The sequence below is a fragment of the Streptococcus henryi DSM 19005 genome, from assembly GCF_000376985.1.
Taxonomy (GTDB): domain Bacteria; phylum Bacillota; class Bacilli; order Lactobacillales; family Streptococcaceae; genus Streptococcus; species Streptococcus henryi.
Window position 1 is genome coordinate 36,080 of the sequence record NZ_AQYA01000023.1, and the last position, 18,433, is coordinate 54,512.

Consider the following 18,433-nt stretch of genomic DNA (forward strand, 5'->3'; position numbering starts at 1 on the left):
TATTATAGCACATCTTGGGTTCATTCGTACAAAAAAGATTCAGCCGTATTTGACTGAATCCGATATCATTTTCAATTCCCAGTATTAGTCACAATAAAGGGTTGCAAGGCAGCCGCAAAGGTTTGGAGGTTAAGGCTTTGAACATAGATTTCGCCATAGCCAGAAAAGGTATTGACAATACCTTCCCCTGTACCGATGGATTGGAGGAAGCCATTTTCTAAATGGATGTCATAGTTCAAATCACGACTCCAAGCGACAACATGAGCATTATCAATGGTAATACTTTCCCCATTTAGTTCAATCTTCTTGATAGAACCAAAACTATTTGCCAAGAGGGTCCCCTGACCTTCAGTGGTCATGACAAAAAGACCACCTTGGCCACCAAAGAAAGCACGGCCTACAGACTGACGTTCCATCTTATATTGGGCTGAACCATCTAAGGCAAGAAAGGCACCATCATTGAGACGATACTGCTTGGCACCGAGTTCTAGGGCCACCACTTGACCAGGCATAGAAGGCGCCAAAGCCAATTTGCCATCATCAGAGCTTGAAACAGCCTCAGTGATAAACATAGACTCACCTGATGTCATAGCTCGTCCCAAAGCACCGACCAATTTCCCTAGACCCGACCCACGGGCATTTAGACGGGTATTAAGAGCAACGCTAGGTGTATGATAAACCATACTTCCTTGTTGAATATAGGCTGACTCTCCCGCCTCCAAAGCAATTTCAACCAAAGGGAATTGCATATTACTGTCGATAGTGTATTTCATTCGATTATCCATGATAGGCCTCTTTCTTTTGACAATAGCAAAGCTTTTAACTTTGTACTATAACTATAAGACAATTATAGTTTTTCTAAGTCATCTTGTCAAAGAAAAACTGGAATCCTGCTCTGCCATTATCCTAAAAAGAAAAAATGACCGCTGGGCAAAGTTCCCAATGCTCAGCAGTCACTTGATTACTTCACTTCTGTCAGACGGCCAGTGTCCACATCATAAACGGCCCCTGAAATGACCACATCATCTGGAATCAGGGGAGACTGGCGCAAAATGTCCATATCTTGACGGACACTCTCATCAGGGTCTGCAAAAGGCAAAAAGTCTTGACCCTGTACATCAACACCTAAGTCACGCTTCAACTGAGCGGCAAAATCCTCATTCGTAAAGGTCTGTGCCCCGCAATCGGTATGGTGGAGAACAACAATTTCACGTGTGCCCATTTGCTGCTGGGAGATAACCAGAGAACGAATCATATCGTCAGTTATACGACCACCTGCATTACGCAAAATGTGAGCATCCCCCAAGGCCAAACCCAAAGCTGGTGCAACGTGAAGACGGGAATCCATACAAGTCACGATGGCAACGTGGGTTTTAGGTTTTAAGGGCAAGTGTGCAGTACCATGCAAATCAGCATAAGCTTGGTTGGTTTTTAAGAATCGTTCAAAGTACGACATAAGAGGTCCTCCTTAGACTACTTCCTTTGAAAACTATTTGAGTTTCAAAGTTTTTTCTATCTTAGCATTTTTAAAGAGGCTTGTCATTGAAAAAGATTAGGAGGCGGTACATTTTGGAAATCAAAAAACTGAGTCTTCCAAATTATGGAGAACTCAGGCTTGATAAAATCTCTTTGTTGAAAAAAGAGAATTTACTTAAAGGTTTTTTTCAAGACCTCACCGACTGTGGCGACAGCTATGACCTCGATACCACTTGGAATTTGGATGCCTTGGAGTGAGTTTTTAGGGGCATAAATCTTGGTGAAACCTAGTTTAGCAGCCTCATTGATACGCTGCTCAATGCGGGTAACGCGACGAATTTCGCCAGTCAAGCCAATTTCACCGATAAAGGCTTCCTGCGGGTTGGTCGGTTTCTCCTTGTAGCTGGAGGCGATGGCTACCGCGACGGCCAAGTCAATGGCTGGCTCATCCAGTTTAACCCCTCCGGCTGATTTAAGGTAGGCATCCTGATTTTGCAAAAGGAGTCCGCAACGCTTTTCCAGAACAGCCATGATAAGGCTGACGCGGTTAAAGTCCAAACCTGTTGTGGTGCGCTTAGCATTGCCAAAAACGGTCGGTGTCACAAGAGCCTGCACCTCAGCCAGAATTGGACGACTTCCCTCCATAGTCACGACAATAGCAGAGCCCGTCGCCCCATCCAAGCGCTCCTCAAGGAAGACCTGGCTTGGATTGATGACTTCTACCAGCCCACCTGACTGCATTTCAAAAATGCCGATTTCATTGGTAGATCCAAAACGGTTCTTGACCGCCCGTAGAATACGGAAGGTGTGATGGCGTTCACCCTCAAAATAGAGAACGGTATCCACCATGTGTTCTAGCATACGCGGTCCAGCAAGCGTCCCTTCCTTGGTTACATGACCTACGATGAAGGTTGCAATATTGTTGGTCTTAGCCAACTGCATCAGTTCAGCAGTTACTTCTCTGACCTGAGAAACAGAACCTTGCACACTGGAGATTTCAGGGCTCATGATAGTCTGGATAGAGTCAATGATGAGGAAATCGGGCTGAATTTGTTCTATTTGGGCACGGATGGCCTGCATATTGGTCTCAGCGTAGAGGTAAAATTCATTATCAATATCACCCAGACGCTCGCTGCGCAATTTAATCTGCTCTGCTGATTCTTCCCCAGAAACATAGAGGACAGTCCCCTTGTTAGCAAGTTGGGTAGAGACTTGGAGCAACAGGGTTGATTTCCCGATACCTGGATCACCACCGATAAGGATCAGACTGCCTGGCACGACACCACCTCCAAGAACACGGTTGAATTCATCCATGTCGGTCTTGGTTCTGGCATAGTTTATGGAAGAGACATCCTTGAGTTTGGTTGGTTTAGTCTTTTCACCTGTCAGGCTGACGCGGGCATTTTTAACCTCCTGAACCTCCACCTCTTCAACAAAGGAAGTCCAGGCTGAACAGTTGGGACAACGCCCCAAGTATTTGGGTGAATGATAGCCGCACTCCTGACAGATAAAAGTTGTTTTTTTCTTAGCCATAAATCTATAAGAGGCATAAGTTCCTGACAAAAAGAAAATCCTTTATGTCTCTTTCTAGACAAGAGGATTTCTTTTTATACTCTTTGAAAATCAAAATGATAGATTGTTAAGCCTTCTTACCTACCATCAGGTCTGTCTACGTCGGCTTGCCTCCTCTTATTTTGATTTTCATTGAGTATTAGCTGAATTGACTGCCTCTTCAATTCCTTTCAATATTTGATGAGTTGGTTAAATGAAATTACTTTCCAGTCGAGCCAAAGCCCCCTGTGCGTTGACCTGTGGCATCGTCTCCATCAACCACTAAGAAAGGCATAAAAACACCTTGGACGATGCGTTCACCGGCTTCGACCACAACTGTCTCATCGGTAATATTTTTCATTTGAGCAAAGATGTGGCCTTCATTATCTGGATTACCATAATAGTCACCATCGATAACACCAACTGAGTTAATCAAAACCAATCCTTTTTTGCGCGGGTTTGATGAACGGTCAAAGAGGTAGAGAACCTCCTGAGCCTGCATATAAGCCTTTACTCCTGTCGGCACCAATTTGATTTCACCTGGAGCAATTTCAGTTGTCACCGCTGCTTTCAAATCATAACCAGCTGCATGAGCAGTCTCACGTTTTGGCAGTAAATTATTATCTGTAAACTGGCTAACCAGTTCAAAACCTCTGATTTTCATAATTGCGATACAAAAGGACTTTCCAGCTTTTCAAAATTATTTCTAGAAAATTGTCCCTGTTCAGTTAGTTGCACTAACTAAACACTCCTTTCTTTTTTAAATAAAGTAATTAAGTATTTTAACCTTAGAAAATACTTTTTACAGGAAAGATTCTTGTAATATTTTCTGTATTTTCTCTTTTTGTTATACTAGAGAGGCCCTCTTGGGATAGGAAGGGGGGAAATGCTCATGAACACATTTCTAAACGTATTTGTTGTACCATTGCTTGTTGCTATCCTAACAGCTTTGTTTGAGTATTGGCTCAACTCACGCAACAAAAAACCTAGGGCACTGAGCCAAAAGAAAAACCCTCAACGCTGGAGACGTTGGGGGCTTTTTGTATGCTCATGACATACACTTCTAACGTATTGTCATTATAGCATACCTTCCCCCTATATTGTCAAGAATTTCACGCGACTCTAGTTGCTAGATTATCAAACTTAATCGTTCCATCATCCATGGCAAAGCCTTTAATCATGTCGTCACCTAGAACAGTTGTGGCCCACTGTCTAAATTTTGTAGCTTTTTGTGAGTTAATACGATATCCCACCGAGATGATGGCATCAAAGTTGTAATAAGCAACCTCCTTAGTCTGCGTTTTCCCTGCCATAGCACCGTGTTGAGTGGTATTTGCAATTTTTGCAACAACCACTCCCTCATCTAGTTCACCCTCAGCAAAGATATTTTTCAAATGTTTACTGATAGCTGGTACACCGACATCAAAAAGCCTTGCCATTTCTTTTTAGCTAATCCAGATGGTCTCATTACTGACAATGACATTGGCTTTTTCCTGATTATTCTCAGCAGTGTAGATTAAAAATTGTAGTTCGTTCATATTCGTCCTTTCTAATCACATCAGATTTTTCTGATTCATGATTGGAGGATTTCAACACTTTACCCTCTATTATATGTTATTCGTAGTCTAAAAGCAAAAACCAATCCTTGCGGACTGGTTTTGTATAATATCATCTTTATTCGAAAACGAATTGGTTGTGATAGAGTTCTGAGTAGAAGCCTTTTTGTTTAAGGAGTTCGTGGTGATTTCCTTGTTCGAGGACTTTACCATCTTTAAGGACGATGATTTCATCAGCATTGAGAATCGTTTTAAGACGGTGAGCGATAACAAAGCTTGTACGTCCTGCGATGATAGCTTCCATGGCGTTTTGAATTTTAGCCTCAGTTACCGTATCAACGTTAGATGTTGCTTCGTCTAGGATAAGGACTTGTGGGTCTGTCAAAAGGGTACGAGCAATTGAAATCAACTGCTTCTGACCTGTTGAGAAGACATTTTCATCGTCCGTCACATAAGTCTCATAACCTTCTGGAAGGCTCATGATGAAATCATGAATATGAGTGGCACGCGCAGCTGTTTCCACCATTTCTTGTGAAATAGACTCATCACCAAAACGGATATTATCAGCAATGGTTCCTGAGAAAAGAACAGATTCCTGAAGCACGATACCAACTTTTTCACGTAGGCTATCCAAATCGTATTCACGGATATCGCGACCGTCAAACTCAATCGAACCACTGTTAACATCATAGAATCGGTTAATCAAGTTCATGATCGTTGTTTTACCTGATCCAGTCGGACCAACAACGGCCACCATCTTACCTTTTGGCGCTGAGATGCTGACATTGTCAAGAACTTTTTGTCCTGGAAGGTAACCAAAGTCGATGTTCTTAATTTCCACACCTTCTTTAAGTTCTGTGAAATGTGGAGCATTTTGTGGACGAATTTCCTCTGGCTCATCAAACATCTCTTGAACACGATGAGCACCTGTAAAGGCAAGTTGCAATTCAGCCCAGCTTGACGCAATCTGCATCATTGGTTGGTAGTATTGTTGTGAATATTGAACAAAGGTTACAACCAGACCGAGGGCAGCGGCTGTTTCTAGTGAAGAATCATTGAGAACGATATTTGAACCAGCAAAGATAACAATTGCCGTATTAACAAGACTCATACCATTCATGAATGGGAAGAGAATCCCACCAAAAAGACGTCCCTTGAAAGTTGTGCGACGCACTTCTTCATTAAGTTCAAGGAAGCCATCAATCGTTTCTTCCTGAACACCTTGAACAATGATAGCCTTTTGACCAGAAATCTTCTCATCCATATAGGCATTGAGTTTAGAAACAGCAGCCTGTTGCAAGTTTGTGTACTTACGAGCCAAGCGCACAATGATGACAAGAGCAAGCAAAGCAACTGGCGTTGAAGCAATAGTAACCAGGGCAAGACGAGTATCTTGACGGAACATCATCCAAACCATACCAATGTAAAGCGCTCCATTCGAAAGGATTTGAACCATTGATTGGTTGAAGGCATTTTGGATATTATCCAAATCAGAAGTAAAGCGTGAAAGAATATCTCCATCCTTGTGACGGTCGAAGAAGGCAATGGTCAAACGTTCCAATTTACCAAAGAGACCTTTACGCATACGACTCGTTGAATGCGCAACAATACGAGTTAGAAGCAAACTGTAAATAAGGTTTGCCACAACTGTTGCCACATAAGCAAAGAAGAGGTTAAGCATGACACCATTAAAATCAGCCATGTCAGGTTTAAAGCCAGTCACACCAGTTTGCTTAGCCATGGCATAACTTGTTGCAATTTTACCCATTTCAGCGATAGCATTACCAAGAAGAACTGGCGTCTTAACTTGCAAATAAGTTGCGGCAATAATAGCTAGGAAAATGACAGCAAAGCTTAATTTATAGCGTTTAAAATAAAACCAAAAGAATCTTACTGTTTTCATTTTATTCTTCCTCCTTCCCTTTCTGTGTTTCGTAAATTTCACGATAGACCTTATTATTGGCTACGAGTTCAGCGTGCGTTCCTTCACCAATAAGACGGCCTTGATCAAGCACCAATATTTTATCTGCCTTAACAACTGATGAAATCTTTTGGGCAACGATAACAGTTGTTGTCCCTTTCAAGTCATGATTAAGGGCTTCTTGTACCAATTTTTCTGATTTAGCATCAAGTGCTGATGTTGAATCGTCAAGTACCAAGACTTTAGGATTTCCGATAACACCACGAGCGATAGACATACGTTGTTTTTGTCCACCTGAGAAGTTATTACCACGTTCTTCAACTTCACTTTGGTAAGTTTCGTCTAAACGGTCAATAAATTCTTTGGCTTGGGCAATCCCTGCCGCACGTTCTAGTCTTTCAAGATCCGCACCAGGTGCGCCTTGACGCAAATTATCAGCAATCGTTCCTGAGAAAAGGATAGCTTTTTGAAGAACGATAGAGACTGTCTCACGTAAAGTCTTTTGGTTGACTTCTTTCAAATCACGTCCGCCAATAGAAACCCTTCCCTCTTGAGGGTCAAAAAGTCGTGGAATAAGCTGCGCCAGCGTTGATTTACCGGCACCAGTGGCACCTACTACACCAACCATTTGACCAGGCTCAATTTCAAATGAAATATTTTTAAGGGTTGGCTCAGCGTCATGTGGATAAGTGAAGCTAACATTGTCAAAGACGATTTTTCCGTCCAAGTCTTCATCAGGATTATCCACAAAAGTCATGGCAGGCTCTGTCTCAAGAATTTCAGTGATACGTTTAATGGAAATAGCTGCGCGGGATGCCTGCATTCCCATAAAGCTTGTCATGATAATGGCAAACATGATTTGCATGAGGTAGCTCATAAATGATGTAAAGCCACCAACTGCTTCCAAATTCGTTTCAAGCATGCCTGAAACAAGATAAAGAGAGGCAAAGATAGCCATGTAAGAGATGAACATCATCAAGGGTTGCAAAATTGAGAAACCATAACCAATAAAGAGGTTAAGTCCAAGAAGCTCATTTGAAGTCTCTTTGAACTTAGCATATTGTTCTCTCTCTTGAACGAAGGATTTGACCACACGGATACCGCGAAGGTTTTCCTTGGCAATGCTGTTCATTTTTTCCATTAAAGTTTGGAATTTACCGAAACGTGGTCCCATTTGACTCATAACAACAGCCATAACCGCCGCAATCAAGACAACCATGACAATAATCATCCACCAGAGTTCAGGCAGAGTTCTAACCGCCATAATGAAGGCTCCGACAAAGAGCAGGGGAACACGGCTAAGAATAGTGAAAAGCATCATGACCAAGTTTTGAATTTGAGTCACGTCATTGGTCATACGAACAACTAGGTTCCCGGCATTAAATTCTTCAACGTTTGCATATGAGAAACTTTGAATTTTGCGGAAGGTTTCTTCACGAATATCTGCTGATACACCTTGAGCAATCTTAGCAGCAACAATGGTATTAAACATACCAGCAATGAGACCAATACCCGCAATAACCAAAAGCCATTTCCCAACACGGAAAATTTCGTCTTGGTCATTCATCAAAACGGCTGTTAGAACGTCTTTCAAATAAGATGGCTGCAAGAGTGTCGTTGTCACCACAGTGGCCGTCAACAAGATAGACACCAAGGCAAACCACTTATAGCGTAAAATCGCCTTTTTAAACATGTTTTTTCTCCTTATAAGTTATAATATTTGCTTTCAATTGTTCTGCCCACTGCAAAACTTGTTGAAAGTCTTCTTTTGCGATATTTTGGAACAAAGAGTTACGAATCTCTTTATGAAAATCTTCAAGTCGACTGATCTTATCTCTGCCCTTAACCGTTAAAACAATTTGTTTATAGCGTTTATCCTCTTTAGAAGGAATGACCTCAATAAAGCCATTCTTTTCCATTCGTTTGACAAGATTAGAAGCAACAGATTTTGACACTTTCATTTCTTGTTCGATATCTTTGACAAAGGTTTCTTGCTCTTTTCTATTGTTCAAATAAAGCAGAGCCCATCCTTGCGGACCAGCTAAATGTTCAATGCCTTTGTCCTTAGCCATATCATCGCAAACTTGTTCAAATTGATTGAGCAAATTTCTCAGATCTGCGATAGGATTTTCCATAGCAACTCCTCTCTACTTAGTGATATAATAATTCGCATGAGAACTATTATAGTTTCTATGAGAACCATTGTCAAGAAAAAGCTCTGCTATTTCAGAAAATGATTTAGAGAAAAAATGAGAGCCTTTACCTTTTGAAAGCCAAAAACACTATCTTATGGTATAATGAGAAATGATATTATGACATGTAAAGGAAAAACTATGGAAAAGCAAAAAATTGCCGTCCTAGGTCCTGGGTCTTGGGGAACTGCTCTTGCGCAGGTTCTCAATGATAATGGACATGATGTGACGCTCTGGGGAAATATCCCAGCTCAAATTGAGGAATTACAAACACATCATACAAATACACATTATTTCAAGGATGTTGTTCTTGATGATAAAATCAAGGCTACTCTTGATTTGAAAGAAGCACTTGCTGATACTGATGCCATTCTTTTTGTAGTGCCAACAAAGGTTACTCGATTGGTTGCTAAGCAAGTGGCTGAGATGCTTGACCACAAGGTCATTGTCATGCATGCTTCAAAAGGTTTAGAGCCAGGCACTCATGAACGTTTGTCAACTATTTTAGAGGAAGAAATTCCTACTGATCTTCGTTCTGAAATTGTTGTTGTTTCTGGACCAAGTCACGCTGAGGAAACAATCGTTCGTGATATTACCTTGATTACAGCTGCTTCTAAAAATCACGATGCTGCTAAATACGTGCAAGAACTTTTCAGCAATAACTACTTCCGCCTTTATACTAACTCAGATGTTATCGGTGTCGAAACTGCTGGGGCTCTTAAAAACATTATTGCTGTTGGAGCCGGAGCTCTTCATGGGCTTGGTTACGGAGACAATGCCAAAGCCGCTGTTATCACTCGCGGACTTGCTGAAATTACACGTTTAGGTGTTAAAATGGGGGCAAATCCACTTACCTATAGCGGGTTATCTGGTGTAGGAGACCTTATCGTAACAGGGACTTCTATTCATTCTCGTAACTGGCGTGCCGGTGATGCCCTAGGTCGCGGAGAAAAATTAGAAGACATTGAAAAGAACATGGGCATGGTGATTGAAGGAATTTCAACAACAAAAGTTGCCTATGAAATCGCTCAAGAATTGGATGTCTATATGCCAATCACAAGTGCAATCTACAAAGTTATCTATGAAGGTGCTGATGTCAAAGAAAGCATCATTAACATGATGTCCAATGAATTCCGCTCAGAAAATGAGTGGTAATATATTGCTAAAGTAATTGATACCAAGGAGATTCTAATGAAGAAAGTCAGAAAAGCCGTTATCCCTGCTGCAGGTCTTGGAACTCGTTTCCTTCCTGCTACTAAAGCTCTTGCCAAAGAAATGTTACCAATCGTTGACAAACCAACTATTCAATTTATTGTTGAAGAAGCATTGCGCTCAGGCATCGAAGATATTTTGGTTGTCACTGGTAAATCAAAACGTTCTATTGAAGACCATTTTGACTCAAACTTCGAATTGGAATACAATTTGAAAGAAAAAGGGAAGAATGACCTTCTTAAATTAGTTGATGAAACAACTGGCATCCATCTTCACTTCATCCGCCAAAGTCACCCACGTGGACTTGGTGATGCTGTTCTTCAAGCAAAAGCCTTTGTTGGCAATGAACCATTCGTTGTTATGTTAGGCGATGACCTTATGGACATTACAGATAGTAAAGCTGTGCCATTGACCAAACAGCTTATGAATGACTACGAAGCTACACATGCATCTACAATTGCTGTTATGCCTGTTCCACACGAAGAAGTTTCAGCTTACGGTGTTATTGCACCTCAAGGCGCTGGTGTTAACGGACTTTACAGTGTTGATACTTTTGTTGAAAAACCGGCTCCAGAAGATGCTCCTAGCGACCTTGCTATCATTGGCCGTTACCTACTCACACCAGAAATTTTCAACATTCTTGAAAAACAAGCACCTGGTGCTGGTAATGAAATTCAGTTGACTGACGCTATCGATACCCTCAATAAAACACAACGCGTTTTTGCCCGTGAATTCACTGGCAACCGTTATGATGTTGGTGACAAATTTGGTTTCATGAAGACTTCAATTGATTACGCTCTTCAACACCCACAAGTAAAAGATGATTTGAAACAATACATCATTGATCTTGGAAAAAAATTGGAAAATAAACCAGCTGCTAAAAAATCAGCAGAGTAACATAAGCAAAAATAGCTAAAAACCTTGATTCAAGATTTTTAGCTATTTTAATTTTATCTAGAACGTTAGAGGCATTGAAAAATCAGAACAGTGTTATCAAAACAGATCCAAGGACAAATATAAAGTAACCAAATCCTGCTAGAATCCTTTGCCAAGGTTTAAAAATTTGCTTTTCATACTGCGCTGGAAGACATATGGCTAGCAAAGCACCTCCGATAACACCTCCTAGATGTCCTGCAATCCCAACATTTGGAGTGAAAATGTTGAAAACTAAATTGATTAGGATAAGAATTTGATATGAACGCCCCAGGTGCTTTAAGTAAGGATTTCGACCAAAATATCCGATAATGACAATAGCTGCAAACAAACCAAATAATGAAGTTGAGGCACCAGCTGCAACTGCATTTGGACTTGAAACCATTGTTAGAGCATTTCCAGATATACCGGCAAGAATATACATAACTAAAAAGCGACGACTTCCCCAAATCTGCTCTGCCATTTGACCGACAAAATAGAGAGTCAAAGCGTTAAAGAAAAAATGCTCCCATCCAAAATGTACAAAAATCGGTGTCACTAAACGCCACAACTGATTTGGATAAGCTTTCACATACACACCCAGCATTCCTCCAAAATCAAAGACTGCTTGAACTGAGCTTGCTTGGCCAAAGTAAATGATTTGCATGGCAACAAAAATAAGGCTAGTTAATCCTAGTAAACTAATCGTTACTGGCGTCTTTTTAAATTCTCTCTTTAATGCCGTCATTGACTCAATACCTCCTTAACAGCTATATCATGAACATCTTCGACAAAAGATGCTTTTTGAAAATCATAAATTGTACTGACTGTCATTCCTTCATAATCAGATAGATAGCGGTCATAATAGCCACCACCGTACCCAATGCGATAACCCTCACTATTAAATACTACACCCGGGACATGAATCATATCAATCTCAGACTTTGAAACAGCCAAGCTACTCTTAGGCTCCAGAAGACCGAATCTCGTTTGTTCCAGATTCTCCTCATCATAAAGCACAAAATCCATATTTCCTTGCCCGTAAGTCTTGGGAACCACAATAGTCTTACCATCGGCTTGCGCAGCCGAGATGAAGAGTTTAGTATTATATTCAAAGTCAAAAGCTAGATATGTAGCAATTACTTTACTCTCTTGATAGGCTTTGGTTAATAGCAGAGCTTCAAGTAACAGTTTATCTTTTCTAAGTTTTTCTGACTGATTATGAGATTTTAATTTTTTCAGTATATCTTGTCGAAGAATGATTTTTTCCATGTTAATATCATACCACGAATAGGTAGTTTTTACCGATTTTTAAAATTCAAGCAATTTTTTTGGAAACCTGAATTCATTTTAAGGTTTCTTTAAGGTTTCTCCGCTATACTACTCCTATCCTAAATAGGCGGTTACCCTGACCGCTGGGAAAATAGGCTTCCCTCTTATTTTCCCCTTTTCATAAATCTCCTGGGCATGGTTGAAAAATCGTGCCCTACCCTTTTCTCAAGGTCCTTGCTTTTCGGCAAGGGCCTTTTGTTTTTCTGACTAAATCAAAAACACCTGCCAAGACGGCAGATGTAGGTTATTATTGAGCCTTATACTTCAAGAATTTTGAAATTTCTTCCACGGCAAATGGCAGAGCTTCTTCTTTTGGACTCATTTTAGGGTGGTGAAGGGCGTAAGGTGTGTCCACTCCCAGCCAGAACATGACACCAGGGATTTTATTGAGCAAATAACCAAAATCTTCTCCTGTCATGGCAGGCGGACAATCAATAAGGTTAACAGCTTTGCTATTGCCAAAGAAATCCATGAGATCACGGGCAAGTTCAGGGTTGTTTTCTACAGGCAAGTAGCCACCTTGTTTAAGCTCTACTTCTACTTCCATAGCAAAAGCAGCGGCCACGCCTTGAGCGATTTCAGTGAGGCGCTTTTGAATGAGCAGACTCATGTCTTGGGTCAAGGTACGGCTTGTCCCGTGGAGCTTGGCTGTGTCCGCAATGACATTGTTGGTTGTTCCAGCGTGCATAGAACCAAAAGTCACTACACCACCCTGGATAGGGTCAACATTTCGGCTAACAATGGTTTGAACCTGAGTGACAAAATAAGAAGCTGCAACCAAGGCGTCATTAGCTTCATGTGGAAAGGCAGCATGACCACCTTTTCCTTTGAAGGTCACCCAAACTTCACAAGTCCCAGCAAAGAGGGTGCCAGTATTTGTGGCAATATCACCAACCTTAAAGTCAGGGCGCACATGAAGGCCATAAAACTCATCAGGTTTCCAGTCACCAAAGGCGCCATCTTCATACATGAGCATACCACCAGCAAAATTCTCTTCTGCTGGTTGGAAGAGAAAGAGCAGATTATTCTTGGGTTGTGTCTGCACTAATTCATTGAGAAGACCGAGTGCTGTTGTCATGTGCATGTCGTGGCCGCAAGCATGCATACGTCCTTCATGAGTGCTCTTGAAGTCTAGGCCTGTTTCTTCAATAATTGGCAGAGCATCAATATCCGTACGCCAGCCAATAGTTTTCTCTGGAGCAGAACCTTTTAGAAAAACCAGAATCCCAGTTCTCCAAGTTTTTTGCTCTACAAAATCTTTACCAGCCGTAATCTCAGCAATGCGTTCCAAAAGATAGGCTTGAGTCTTAAACTCCTCCAAACCAATCTCAGGAATTTGGTGCAAATCACGACGGATAGTGATTAAATTAAGTTTCATATCTATTTTCCTTTATGTAACGAAAAACTTGTGTTACCACAAGCCTTTTCGATTATAAGTTTCTTAACGCATCTTCCAATGCAGTCTTTTGTTGTGTTCTCTCATCGATTTCTTTGATGATACGAGCTGGAACACCGGCAACAACAACGTTTTCTGGAACATCTTGAGTGACGATAGCACCTGCCGCAACGACTGATCCGCTACCGATTTGAACACCTTCAATAACAACAGCATTAGCTCCGACAAGAACATTATCACCGACACGAACTGGTTCAGCTGAAGCTGGTTCGATAACACCGGCAAGGACAGCGCCTGCTCCGATGTGGCTATTTTTACCGACAGTGGCGCGACCCCCAAGGATAGCACCCATGTCAATCATAGTTCCAGCACCAATTTCAGCACCGATATTGATAACAGCACCCATCATGACAACAGCATTGTCTTCGATAGTCACTTGGTCACGGATAATAGCTCCTGGCTCGATACGAGCATTGATGTTACGTTTGTCAAGCAATGGCACAGCTGAGTTACGGCCATCTTGCTCGACAACATAATCTTTATTTTCAGTTAAGTTAGCAAGCAATGGCTCGATGTCTTTCCAGTCACCGAAAAGAACATTACCCAATTTCACTACTGAAGCTGGCACTTCCGCAGCCAATTGACCTTCAAAAGTCACTTTAACATTCGTTTTCTTTTCAGCATTGCCGATAAAAGCAATAATTTCCTGTGCAGACATTTTTTGAGCAGTCATAGTTTCATACCAAGAGCATTAATAAGCGAGTTAAAAATGGGAATCCAAGCAAGTGTACAGACACACTAGAAGGTTCGACTTTCTCACAACGCTATTAGTTTAGGTTCTGTTTCAAAACATTTCCCTCACCAAATACCCTATTCCTTCCATTTCAAAGTTAGTTAGCTATTATTATACCAAATATTCAGAAAATTGGGAAATAATTTGGATAAAAAAATGACCTCCTTTCGAAAGTCATTTATATCTATTATATCTATAAAACTCAAAATAACTAAGTTTATGATTTATTGCATTAATTTCTACGGTAAGCTTTAAAACCTAGCATTGAAAGAAGCATAGTCATACCTAAAACACTCAAAATAGACGCTGTTGTGTTAGATTCACCTGTATGCGGTAATTGATTTTTAACATCATTTTGCTGAGCTGTTTCTTTATTGGCTTTAGCAACTGTCAATTCAGCAGAAGTTTTTGTCGTAGTCGAGTTTTCCGAAGTAGCTAGAACTTCAGTTGACGATGGGGTTTCTGTCGCTACAGGAGTATCTGTTGTCGCTGGAGTTTCTGCCGCAACAGGAATATCTGTTATCGCTGGAGTTTCTGTTGCTACAGGAGCATCTGTTATCGCTGGGGGTTCCGTTGCTACAGGAGTCTCTGTTGTCGCTGGGGGTTCTGCTGTCGTTGGAGTTTCTGTCGCTACTGGAGTATCTTTTGTTACATTGTCTATCACTTTGTAGTATGTTCCATCATCATTGAAAATCCAAACGCTAGTGGCTGCAATGGTATTTGGATTATCAAGGAAATCGTCTGTTGTTGAAGAGTCTCCAAAAACATCAGGATGAGCTTGAACGTAAGCATATGTAGCATCTGGATTGCTTTGTGACTGAGCGATACGAATATGTTCTTCTGCTGTTAAGTTGTCAGCGAAGACTGTTGATGTCGCAAGCGTAACTGTCGCCAATAAAGCTGCCGATGTCAGGCCAACAGATTTAAAAAGTTTTTTCTTTTTCATTTTAAACACTCCCTTATGTGTAAAAAGTTAGAATTTCACAACTAATTATACCCCCCCCCCCCGACTTTCTTGTCAAGGATTTTTCACATTTTTTAAAAATTTCTCAGATATTTTGACTTTTTCAACTTTCATTAGATAACACATATTATATTATCTTTTCTCCCAAATATAAAAATCTCTCCTCAATTGAGAAGAGATTGTGATTTTATAATATTTAAAATATCAAAAATTTTGATATATACATCTAGAAAAAGAGATTGATCCAGTCCGTATGACTTGAAACTAAAATAGGAACTCTGACAACCTTGGCTTCATGGTCTATTGAATATAGGGCTAAATATTTTTTAGAACCTACAACTAGTCCACGGGCAATGCGATTATCCTGCTTCATTTTCGACAATTCTCTGCCTATTCTTTCTGAAACTAAGAACCCACGTTCAGGAAATAAACTTAGTGATTCTAAGTCATTTAATATTGTATCAATCACTTTTTCTGCAGACTGCGGACTTAATTTGACATTGCTAATATAGTCTTTTATATTTTCAAGTTGCTTGAACACTTCATCAGAAATAAGAACTTGATATTTAAGTAAAGAGTCTTCTTCTAGCATCATCTAAACTGATACCTCCATCTGATTCCATCTGATTCAAGTTGTCATCAAATTTTTGACTCAATTGCTCAATCATACAATCCCTTCTTTTTTCTTCCTCTGTTTTAAATGGCAGAGCATGCGTGATGGCAACTTCTTGAACAAATTGATTAAAGGCTGAAGAAATATCTAAACCATTTTCTTTGAATACTTTTTTAGCTTCTTCAAAGTTGGCTGAATTTACCTTGACATTGACTTGTCTATCTTTTATGATTGGCGACATCATCTTTCCTCCTGATATATTTTATATCTATATTTTATCAAATCAAAAAAATATACACAAACTATATTCTAGATTTATGAAAGATATCTTTAGATTGGAGACAAAAAAATCCCTCCTCGTTTGAGAAGAGATTGTGATGTTATTACAAACGTGCGTTAAGTTCTGCACTGAGCTCTTCAAATCCTGGTTTGCCAAGAAGAGCGAACATGTTTTTCTTGTAGGCTTCAACACCTGGTTGGTCAAATGGGTTAACCGCATTGAGGTAACCAGAAAGTGCAATAGCAAGTTCGAAGAAGTAGATGATATAACCAAGTGTGTATTCATCTTGTTCTGGCAATGTGATGAACATGTTTGGAACATCACCGTCCGTGTGGGCAAGAAGAACACCGTCAGTTGCTTTTTTGTTTACGAAGTCAACGTCTTTTCCTTGAAGGTAACCAAGACCATCAAGATCTTCTGCCAATTCAGGAATAATCACGTTTTTACGTGGTTTTTCAACACGGATAGCTGTTTCAAAAATGATACGAGCCCCTTCTTGGATGTATTGTCCAAGTGAGTGAAGGTCAGCTGAGAAGTTTGCTGATGATGGGTAGATTCCTTTTTGGTCTTTACCTTCTGATTCACCTGCCAACTGTTTCCACCATTCAGCGAAGTATTGAAGTGATGGTTCATAGTTAACAAGGATTTCAGTTGAATAACCTTTGCGGTAAAGAACATTACGAACAGCTGCATATTGGTAAGCTTCATTTTCTGCAAGGCTATCAGATGAGTAAGCTGTACGAGCTGCTGCTGCACCTTCCATCAATTTAGTGATGTCAGCACCTGATGCTGCGATTGGCAAGAGACCAACTGCTGTAAGAACTGAGAAACGGCCACCGATATCATCTGGAACAACGAATGTTTCCCAATTGTTAGCATCAGCTTCAACCTTAACAGCACCTTTTGCTTTGTCAGTTGTCGCATAGATACGTTTGTTTGCTTCTTCTTGACCGTATTTTTTAACCAAAAGTTCTTTAAATACACGGAAAGCAATAGCAGGCTCAGTTGTTGTTCCTGATTTAGAAATAACGTTTACTGAGAAATCTTTATCTGCAACATATTCCACAAGATCAGCAAGGTAGGTTGATGAAATTGAGTTACCAGCGTAAAGGATTTGTGGTGCTTTGCGATCTTCAGCTGACTGAAGGTTTACAAAGTGGTTGCTTAAAAAATCAATAGCTGCGCGGGCACCGAGGTATGAACCACCAATACCGATAACAACAAGAACTTCTGAGTCAGATTTAATCTTTTCAGCCGCTTCTTGAATGCGCGCAAATTCTTCTTTGTCGTAGTCTACTGGAAGATCCATCCATCCTAAGAAATCAGAACCTGGTCCTGTACCTTCACGCAACATTTTATCTGCTACAGATACTTGAGCTTGTAAAAAATCAATCTCATGTTGACCAGCAAATTTTTCTAAGACTTTTGAATAATCAAATTTAATATGTGTCATTATTTATCCCCTTAATTTAATGTCTCCTCTATGATACTCTTTTGAAACTATTTTTTCAATAATTTTGTGAGAAAATTTACATATAATCCACTTATATCAAGGATTTTGTAAACTTTCATGAAAGTTACTGAAAACGTTAACTCTAAGAGTTCCAGAAAAGCTTAGAGTGTTCTTAACTTATTGCTTTGCGATAGATTTTTCAGTCAAAGTTACACTTCTATTGTTTTGAGCCCGAAGTGAATCTGCGCATTTCGCAATTACTCACTATAAGATGATTCTTGATTTCATCTAAATATCAATAAAAATATCACGCTTTACATTCAAAAAATAGAGAGTTTCCTCCAAAAGCAAAACTTCAAAGATTAAAGAACACACAAAAAGAGCACACACCTACAAACGCTTAGGGCTGCTGGATTCCTCCCCTGACCCACTTCACGCGCAGATGTTGCTCCGAAGAATATTATAGCATATTCTCTTAGATATGCAAGTGTTTAAGTTTTTCGGTTTGTGTCAAGTTATTCTCGGAAAGTTTTTCAAAAGTCCTAAATCCATTTCTTCATTTGTCCAATTGGACTACTTGTTGCACCGTTTAGTGGGATAGTCGCACTTGGGATAATATGCTGGTCGTGCTGGCCTTTCTGCAGGAGTTTTCTCATATTGATTTTTATCTCTGGGCTAAAAGCTTTAAATGGGTATGAGTTGCGGTAATAGAGCTCAAAAAGCCCATTACGCTGTGCCGTCATTAAGATAACCATGCTTTCTGCACCTGATTTTGTCCAATT

Annotated in this window: 17 protein-coding genes, 1 other RNA gene and 2 pseudogenes; 2 read left to right on the forward strand and 18 right to left on the reverse strand. The window is 40.3% G+C overall.

Annotation, left to right across the window (positions count from 1 at the left end):
• Positions 1–71: 71 nt before the first annotated feature.
• From F601_RS0101990 to F601_RS0102035, 8 genes and pseudogenes are all read right to left on the reverse strand, one after another.
• Positions 72–788 (reverse strand): TIGR00266 family protein, encoded by a 717-nt coding sequence (locus F601_RS0101990; protein WP_026183066.1) that lies wholly within the window; start codon positions 786–788, stop codon positions 72–74.
• A gap of 173 nt (positions 789–961) precedes the next feature.
• Complete coding sequence (locus F601_RS0101995; protein WP_018164000.1) at positions 962–1,456, reverse strand: beta-class carbonic anhydrase; 495 nt, start codon at positions 1,454–1,456, stop codon at positions 962–964.
• Positions 1,457–1,647: 191 nt separating this feature from the next.
• Complete coding sequence (gene radA / locus F601_RS0102000) at positions 1,648–3,009, reverse strand: DNA repair protein RadA (protein ID WP_018164001.1); 1,362 nt, start codon at positions 3,007–3,009, stop codon at positions 1,648–1,650.
• A gap of 238 nt (positions 3,010–3,247) precedes the next feature.
• Positions 3,248–3,691 carry a dUTP diphosphatase gene (locus F601_RS0102005; protein ID WP_018164002.1) on the reverse strand — a complete coding sequence of 148 codons (444 nt, stop codon included), beginning with the start codon at positions 3,689–3,691 and terminating at the stop codon, positions 3,248–3,250.
• A gap of 478 nt (positions 3,692–4,169) precedes the next feature.
• Positions 4,170–4,565: pseudogene (locus F601_RS12165) on the reverse strand (virulence RhuM family protein); the annotation flags it as partial.
• Positions 4,566–4,701: 136 nt separating this feature from the next.
• Positions 4,702–6,486, reverse strand: a complete 1,785-nt coding sequence (locus F601_RS0102025; RefSeq protein WP_018164006.1) for an ABC transporter ATP-binding protein — start codon at positions 6,484–6,486, stop codon at positions 4,702–4,704.
• Position 6,487: 1 nt separating this feature from the next.
• Positions 6,488–8,197 (reverse strand): ABC transporter ATP-binding protein, encoded by a 1,710-nt coding sequence (locus F601_RS0102030; protein WP_018164007.1) that lies wholly within the window; start codon positions 8,195–8,197, stop codon positions 6,488–6,490.
• Positions 8,190–8,639: a MarR family winged helix-turn-helix transcriptional regulator gene (locus tag F601_RS0102035; protein WP_018164008.1), complete on the reverse strand. Its 450-nt coding sequence runs from the start codon at positions 8,637–8,639 to the stop codon at positions 8,190–8,192. Before F601_RS0102035 ends, F601_RS0102030 begins: the two co-directional genes overlap by 8 nt.
• Before the next feature lie 198 nt (positions 8,640–8,837).
• Here F601_RS0102035 and F601_RS0102040 point away from each other — a divergent pair, with 198 nt between their 5' ends.
• Positions 8,838–9,851, forward strand: coding sequence for an NAD(P)H-dependent glycerol-3-phosphate dehydrogenase (locus F601_RS0102040; protein WP_018164009.1), 1,014 nt, complete (start codon positions 8,838–8,840; stop codon positions 9,849–9,851).
• Positions 9,852–9,887: 36 nt separating this feature from the next.
• Complete coding sequence (gene galU / locus F601_RS0102045) at positions 9,888–10,805, forward strand: UTP--glucose-1-phosphate uridylyltransferase GalU (RefSeq protein WP_018164010.1); 918 nt, start codon at positions 9,888–9,890, stop codon at positions 10,803–10,805.
• Positions 10,806–10,887: 82 nt separating this feature from the next.
• On the opposite strand, the gene F601_RS0102050 is transcribed toward galU, so the two are convergent.
• From F601_RS0102050 to F601_RS0102090, 10 genes and pseudogenes are all read right to left on the reverse strand, one after another.
• The gene (locus F601_RS0102050) at positions 10,888–11,568 is read right to left on the reverse strand and encodes a rhomboid family intramembrane serine protease (protein ID WP_018164011.1); all 681 of its coding nucleotides are present in this window, start codon (positions 11,566–11,568) and stop codon (positions 10,888–10,890) included.
• Positions 11,565–12,092 carry a 5-formyltetrahydrofolate cyclo-ligase gene (locus F601_RS0102055; RefSeq protein WP_018164012.1) on the reverse strand — a complete coding sequence of 176 codons (528 nt, stop codon included), beginning with the start codon at positions 12,090–12,092 and terminating at the stop codon, positions 11,565–11,567. Before F601_RS0102055 ends, F601_RS0102050 begins: the two co-directional genes overlap by 4 nt.
• A 307-nt stretch (positions 12,093–12,399) precedes the next feature.
• Positions 12,400–13,530, reverse strand: coding sequence for an N-acetyldiaminopimelate deacetylase (locus F601_RS0102060; protein ID WP_018164013.1), 1,131 nt, complete (start codon positions 13,528–13,530; stop codon positions 12,400–12,402).
• A 52-nt stretch (positions 13,531–13,582) separates the two neighbouring features.
• A complete protein-coding gene (dapD, locus tag F601_RS0102065) occupies positions 13,583–14,281 on the reverse strand; it encodes a 2,3,4,5-tetrahydropyridine-2,6-dicarboxylate N-acetyltransferase (RefSeq protein WP_018164014.1) in 699 nt (232 codons plus the stop codon).
• A gap of 292 nt (positions 14,282–14,573) precedes the next feature.
• Positions 14,574–15,287: an LPXTG cell wall anchor domain-containing protein gene (locus tag F601_RS0102070; protein WP_018164015.1), complete on the reverse strand. Its 714-nt coding sequence runs from the start codon at positions 15,285–15,287 to the stop codon at positions 14,574–14,576.
• 244 nt (positions 15,288–15,531) lie between these two features.
• Positions 15,532–15,900, reverse strand: coding sequence for a type II toxin-antitoxin system RelE/ParE family toxin (locus tag F601_RS0102075; RefSeq protein WP_018164016.1), 369 nt, complete (start codon positions 15,898–15,900; stop codon positions 15,532–15,534).
• Positions 15,872–16,159, reverse strand: a complete 288-nt coding sequence (gene relB, locus F601_RS0102080) for a type II toxin-antitoxin system RelB/ParD family antitoxin (RefSeq protein WP_018164017.1) — start codon at positions 16,157–16,159, stop codon at positions 15,872–15,874. Before relB ends, F601_RS0102075 begins: the two co-directional genes overlap by 29 nt.
• Before the next feature lie 142 nt (positions 16,160–16,301).
• Positions 16,302–17,651: a glucose-6-phosphate isomerase gene (locus tag F601_RS0102085; RefSeq protein ID WP_018164018.1), complete on the reverse strand. Its 1,350-nt coding sequence runs from the start codon at positions 17,649–17,651 to the stop codon at positions 16,302–16,304.
• A gap of 365 nt (positions 17,652–18,016) precedes the next feature.
• Positions 18,017–18,113, reverse strand: an RNA gene (gene ffs, locus F601_RS12790) — signal recognition particle sRNA small type.
• Positions 18,114–18,193: 80 nt separating this feature from the next.
• Positions 18,194–18,433: pseudogene (locus tag F601_RS0102090) on the reverse strand (hypothetical protein); the annotation flags it as partial.

Excerpts from the sequence above, each read along its gene's own strand:
- F601_RS0101995 (WP_018164000.1), bottom strand. The coding sequence starts at position 1,456 with ATGTCGTACTTTGAACGATTCTTAAAAACCAACCAAGCTTATGCTGAT.
- radA (WP_018164001.1), bottom strand. The coding sequence starts at position 3,009 with ATGGCTAAGAAAAAAACAACTTTTATCTGTCAGGAGTGCGGCTATCAT.
- F601_RS0102005 (WP_018164002.1), bottom strand. The coding sequence starts at position 3,691 with ATGAAAATCAGAGGTTTTGAACTGGTTAGCCAGTTTACAGATAATAAT.
- F601_RS0102025 (WP_018164006.1), bottom strand. The coding sequence starts at position 6,486 with ATGAAAACAGTAAGATTCTTTTGGTTTTATTTTAAACGCTATAAATTA.
- F601_RS0102030 (WP_018164007.1), bottom strand. The coding sequence starts at position 8,197 with ATGTTTAAAAAGGCGATTTTACGCTATAAGTGGTTTGCCTTGGTGTCT.
- F601_RS0102035 (WP_018164008.1), bottom strand. The coding sequence starts at position 8,639 with ATGGAAAATCCTATCGCAGATCTGAGAAATTTGCTCAATCAATTTGAA.
- F601_RS0102040 (WP_018164009.1), top strand. The coding sequence starts at position 8,838 with ATGGAAAAGCAAAAAATTGCCGTCCTAGGTCCTGGGTCTTGGGGAACT.
- galU (WP_018164010.1), top strand. The coding sequence starts at position 9,888 with ATGAAGAAAGTCAGAAAAGCCGTTATCCCTGCTGCAGGTCTTGGAACT.
- F601_RS0102050 (WP_018164011.1), bottom strand. The coding sequence starts at position 11,568 with ATGACGGCATTAAAGAGAGAATTTAAAAAGACGCCAGTAACGATTAGT.
- F601_RS0102055 (WP_018164012.1), bottom strand. The coding sequence starts at position 12,092 with ATGGAAAAAATCATTCTTCGACAAGATATACTGAAAAAATTAAAATCT.
- F601_RS0102060 (WP_018164013.1), bottom strand. The coding sequence starts at position 13,530 with ATGAAACTTAATTTAATCACTATCCGTCGTGATTTGCACCAAATTCCT.
- dapD (WP_018164014.1), bottom strand. The coding sequence starts at position 14,281 with ATGACTGCTCAAAAAATGTCTGCACAGGAAATTATTGCTTTTATCGGC.
- F601_RS0102070 (WP_018164015.1), bottom strand. The coding sequence starts at position 15,287 with ATGAAAAAGAAAAAACTTTTTAAATCTGTTGGCCTGACATCGGCAGCT.
- F601_RS0102075 (WP_018164016.1), bottom strand. The coding sequence starts at position 15,900 with ATGATGCTAGAAGAAGACTCTTTACTTAAATATCAAGTTCTTATTTCT.
- relB (WP_018164017.1), bottom strand. The coding sequence starts at position 16,159 with ATGTCGCCAATCATAAAAGATAGACAAGTCAATGTCAAGGTAAATTCA.
- F601_RS0102085 (WP_018164018.1), bottom strand. The coding sequence starts at position 17,651 with ATGACACATATTAAATTTGATTATTCAAAAGTCTTAGAAAAATTTGCT.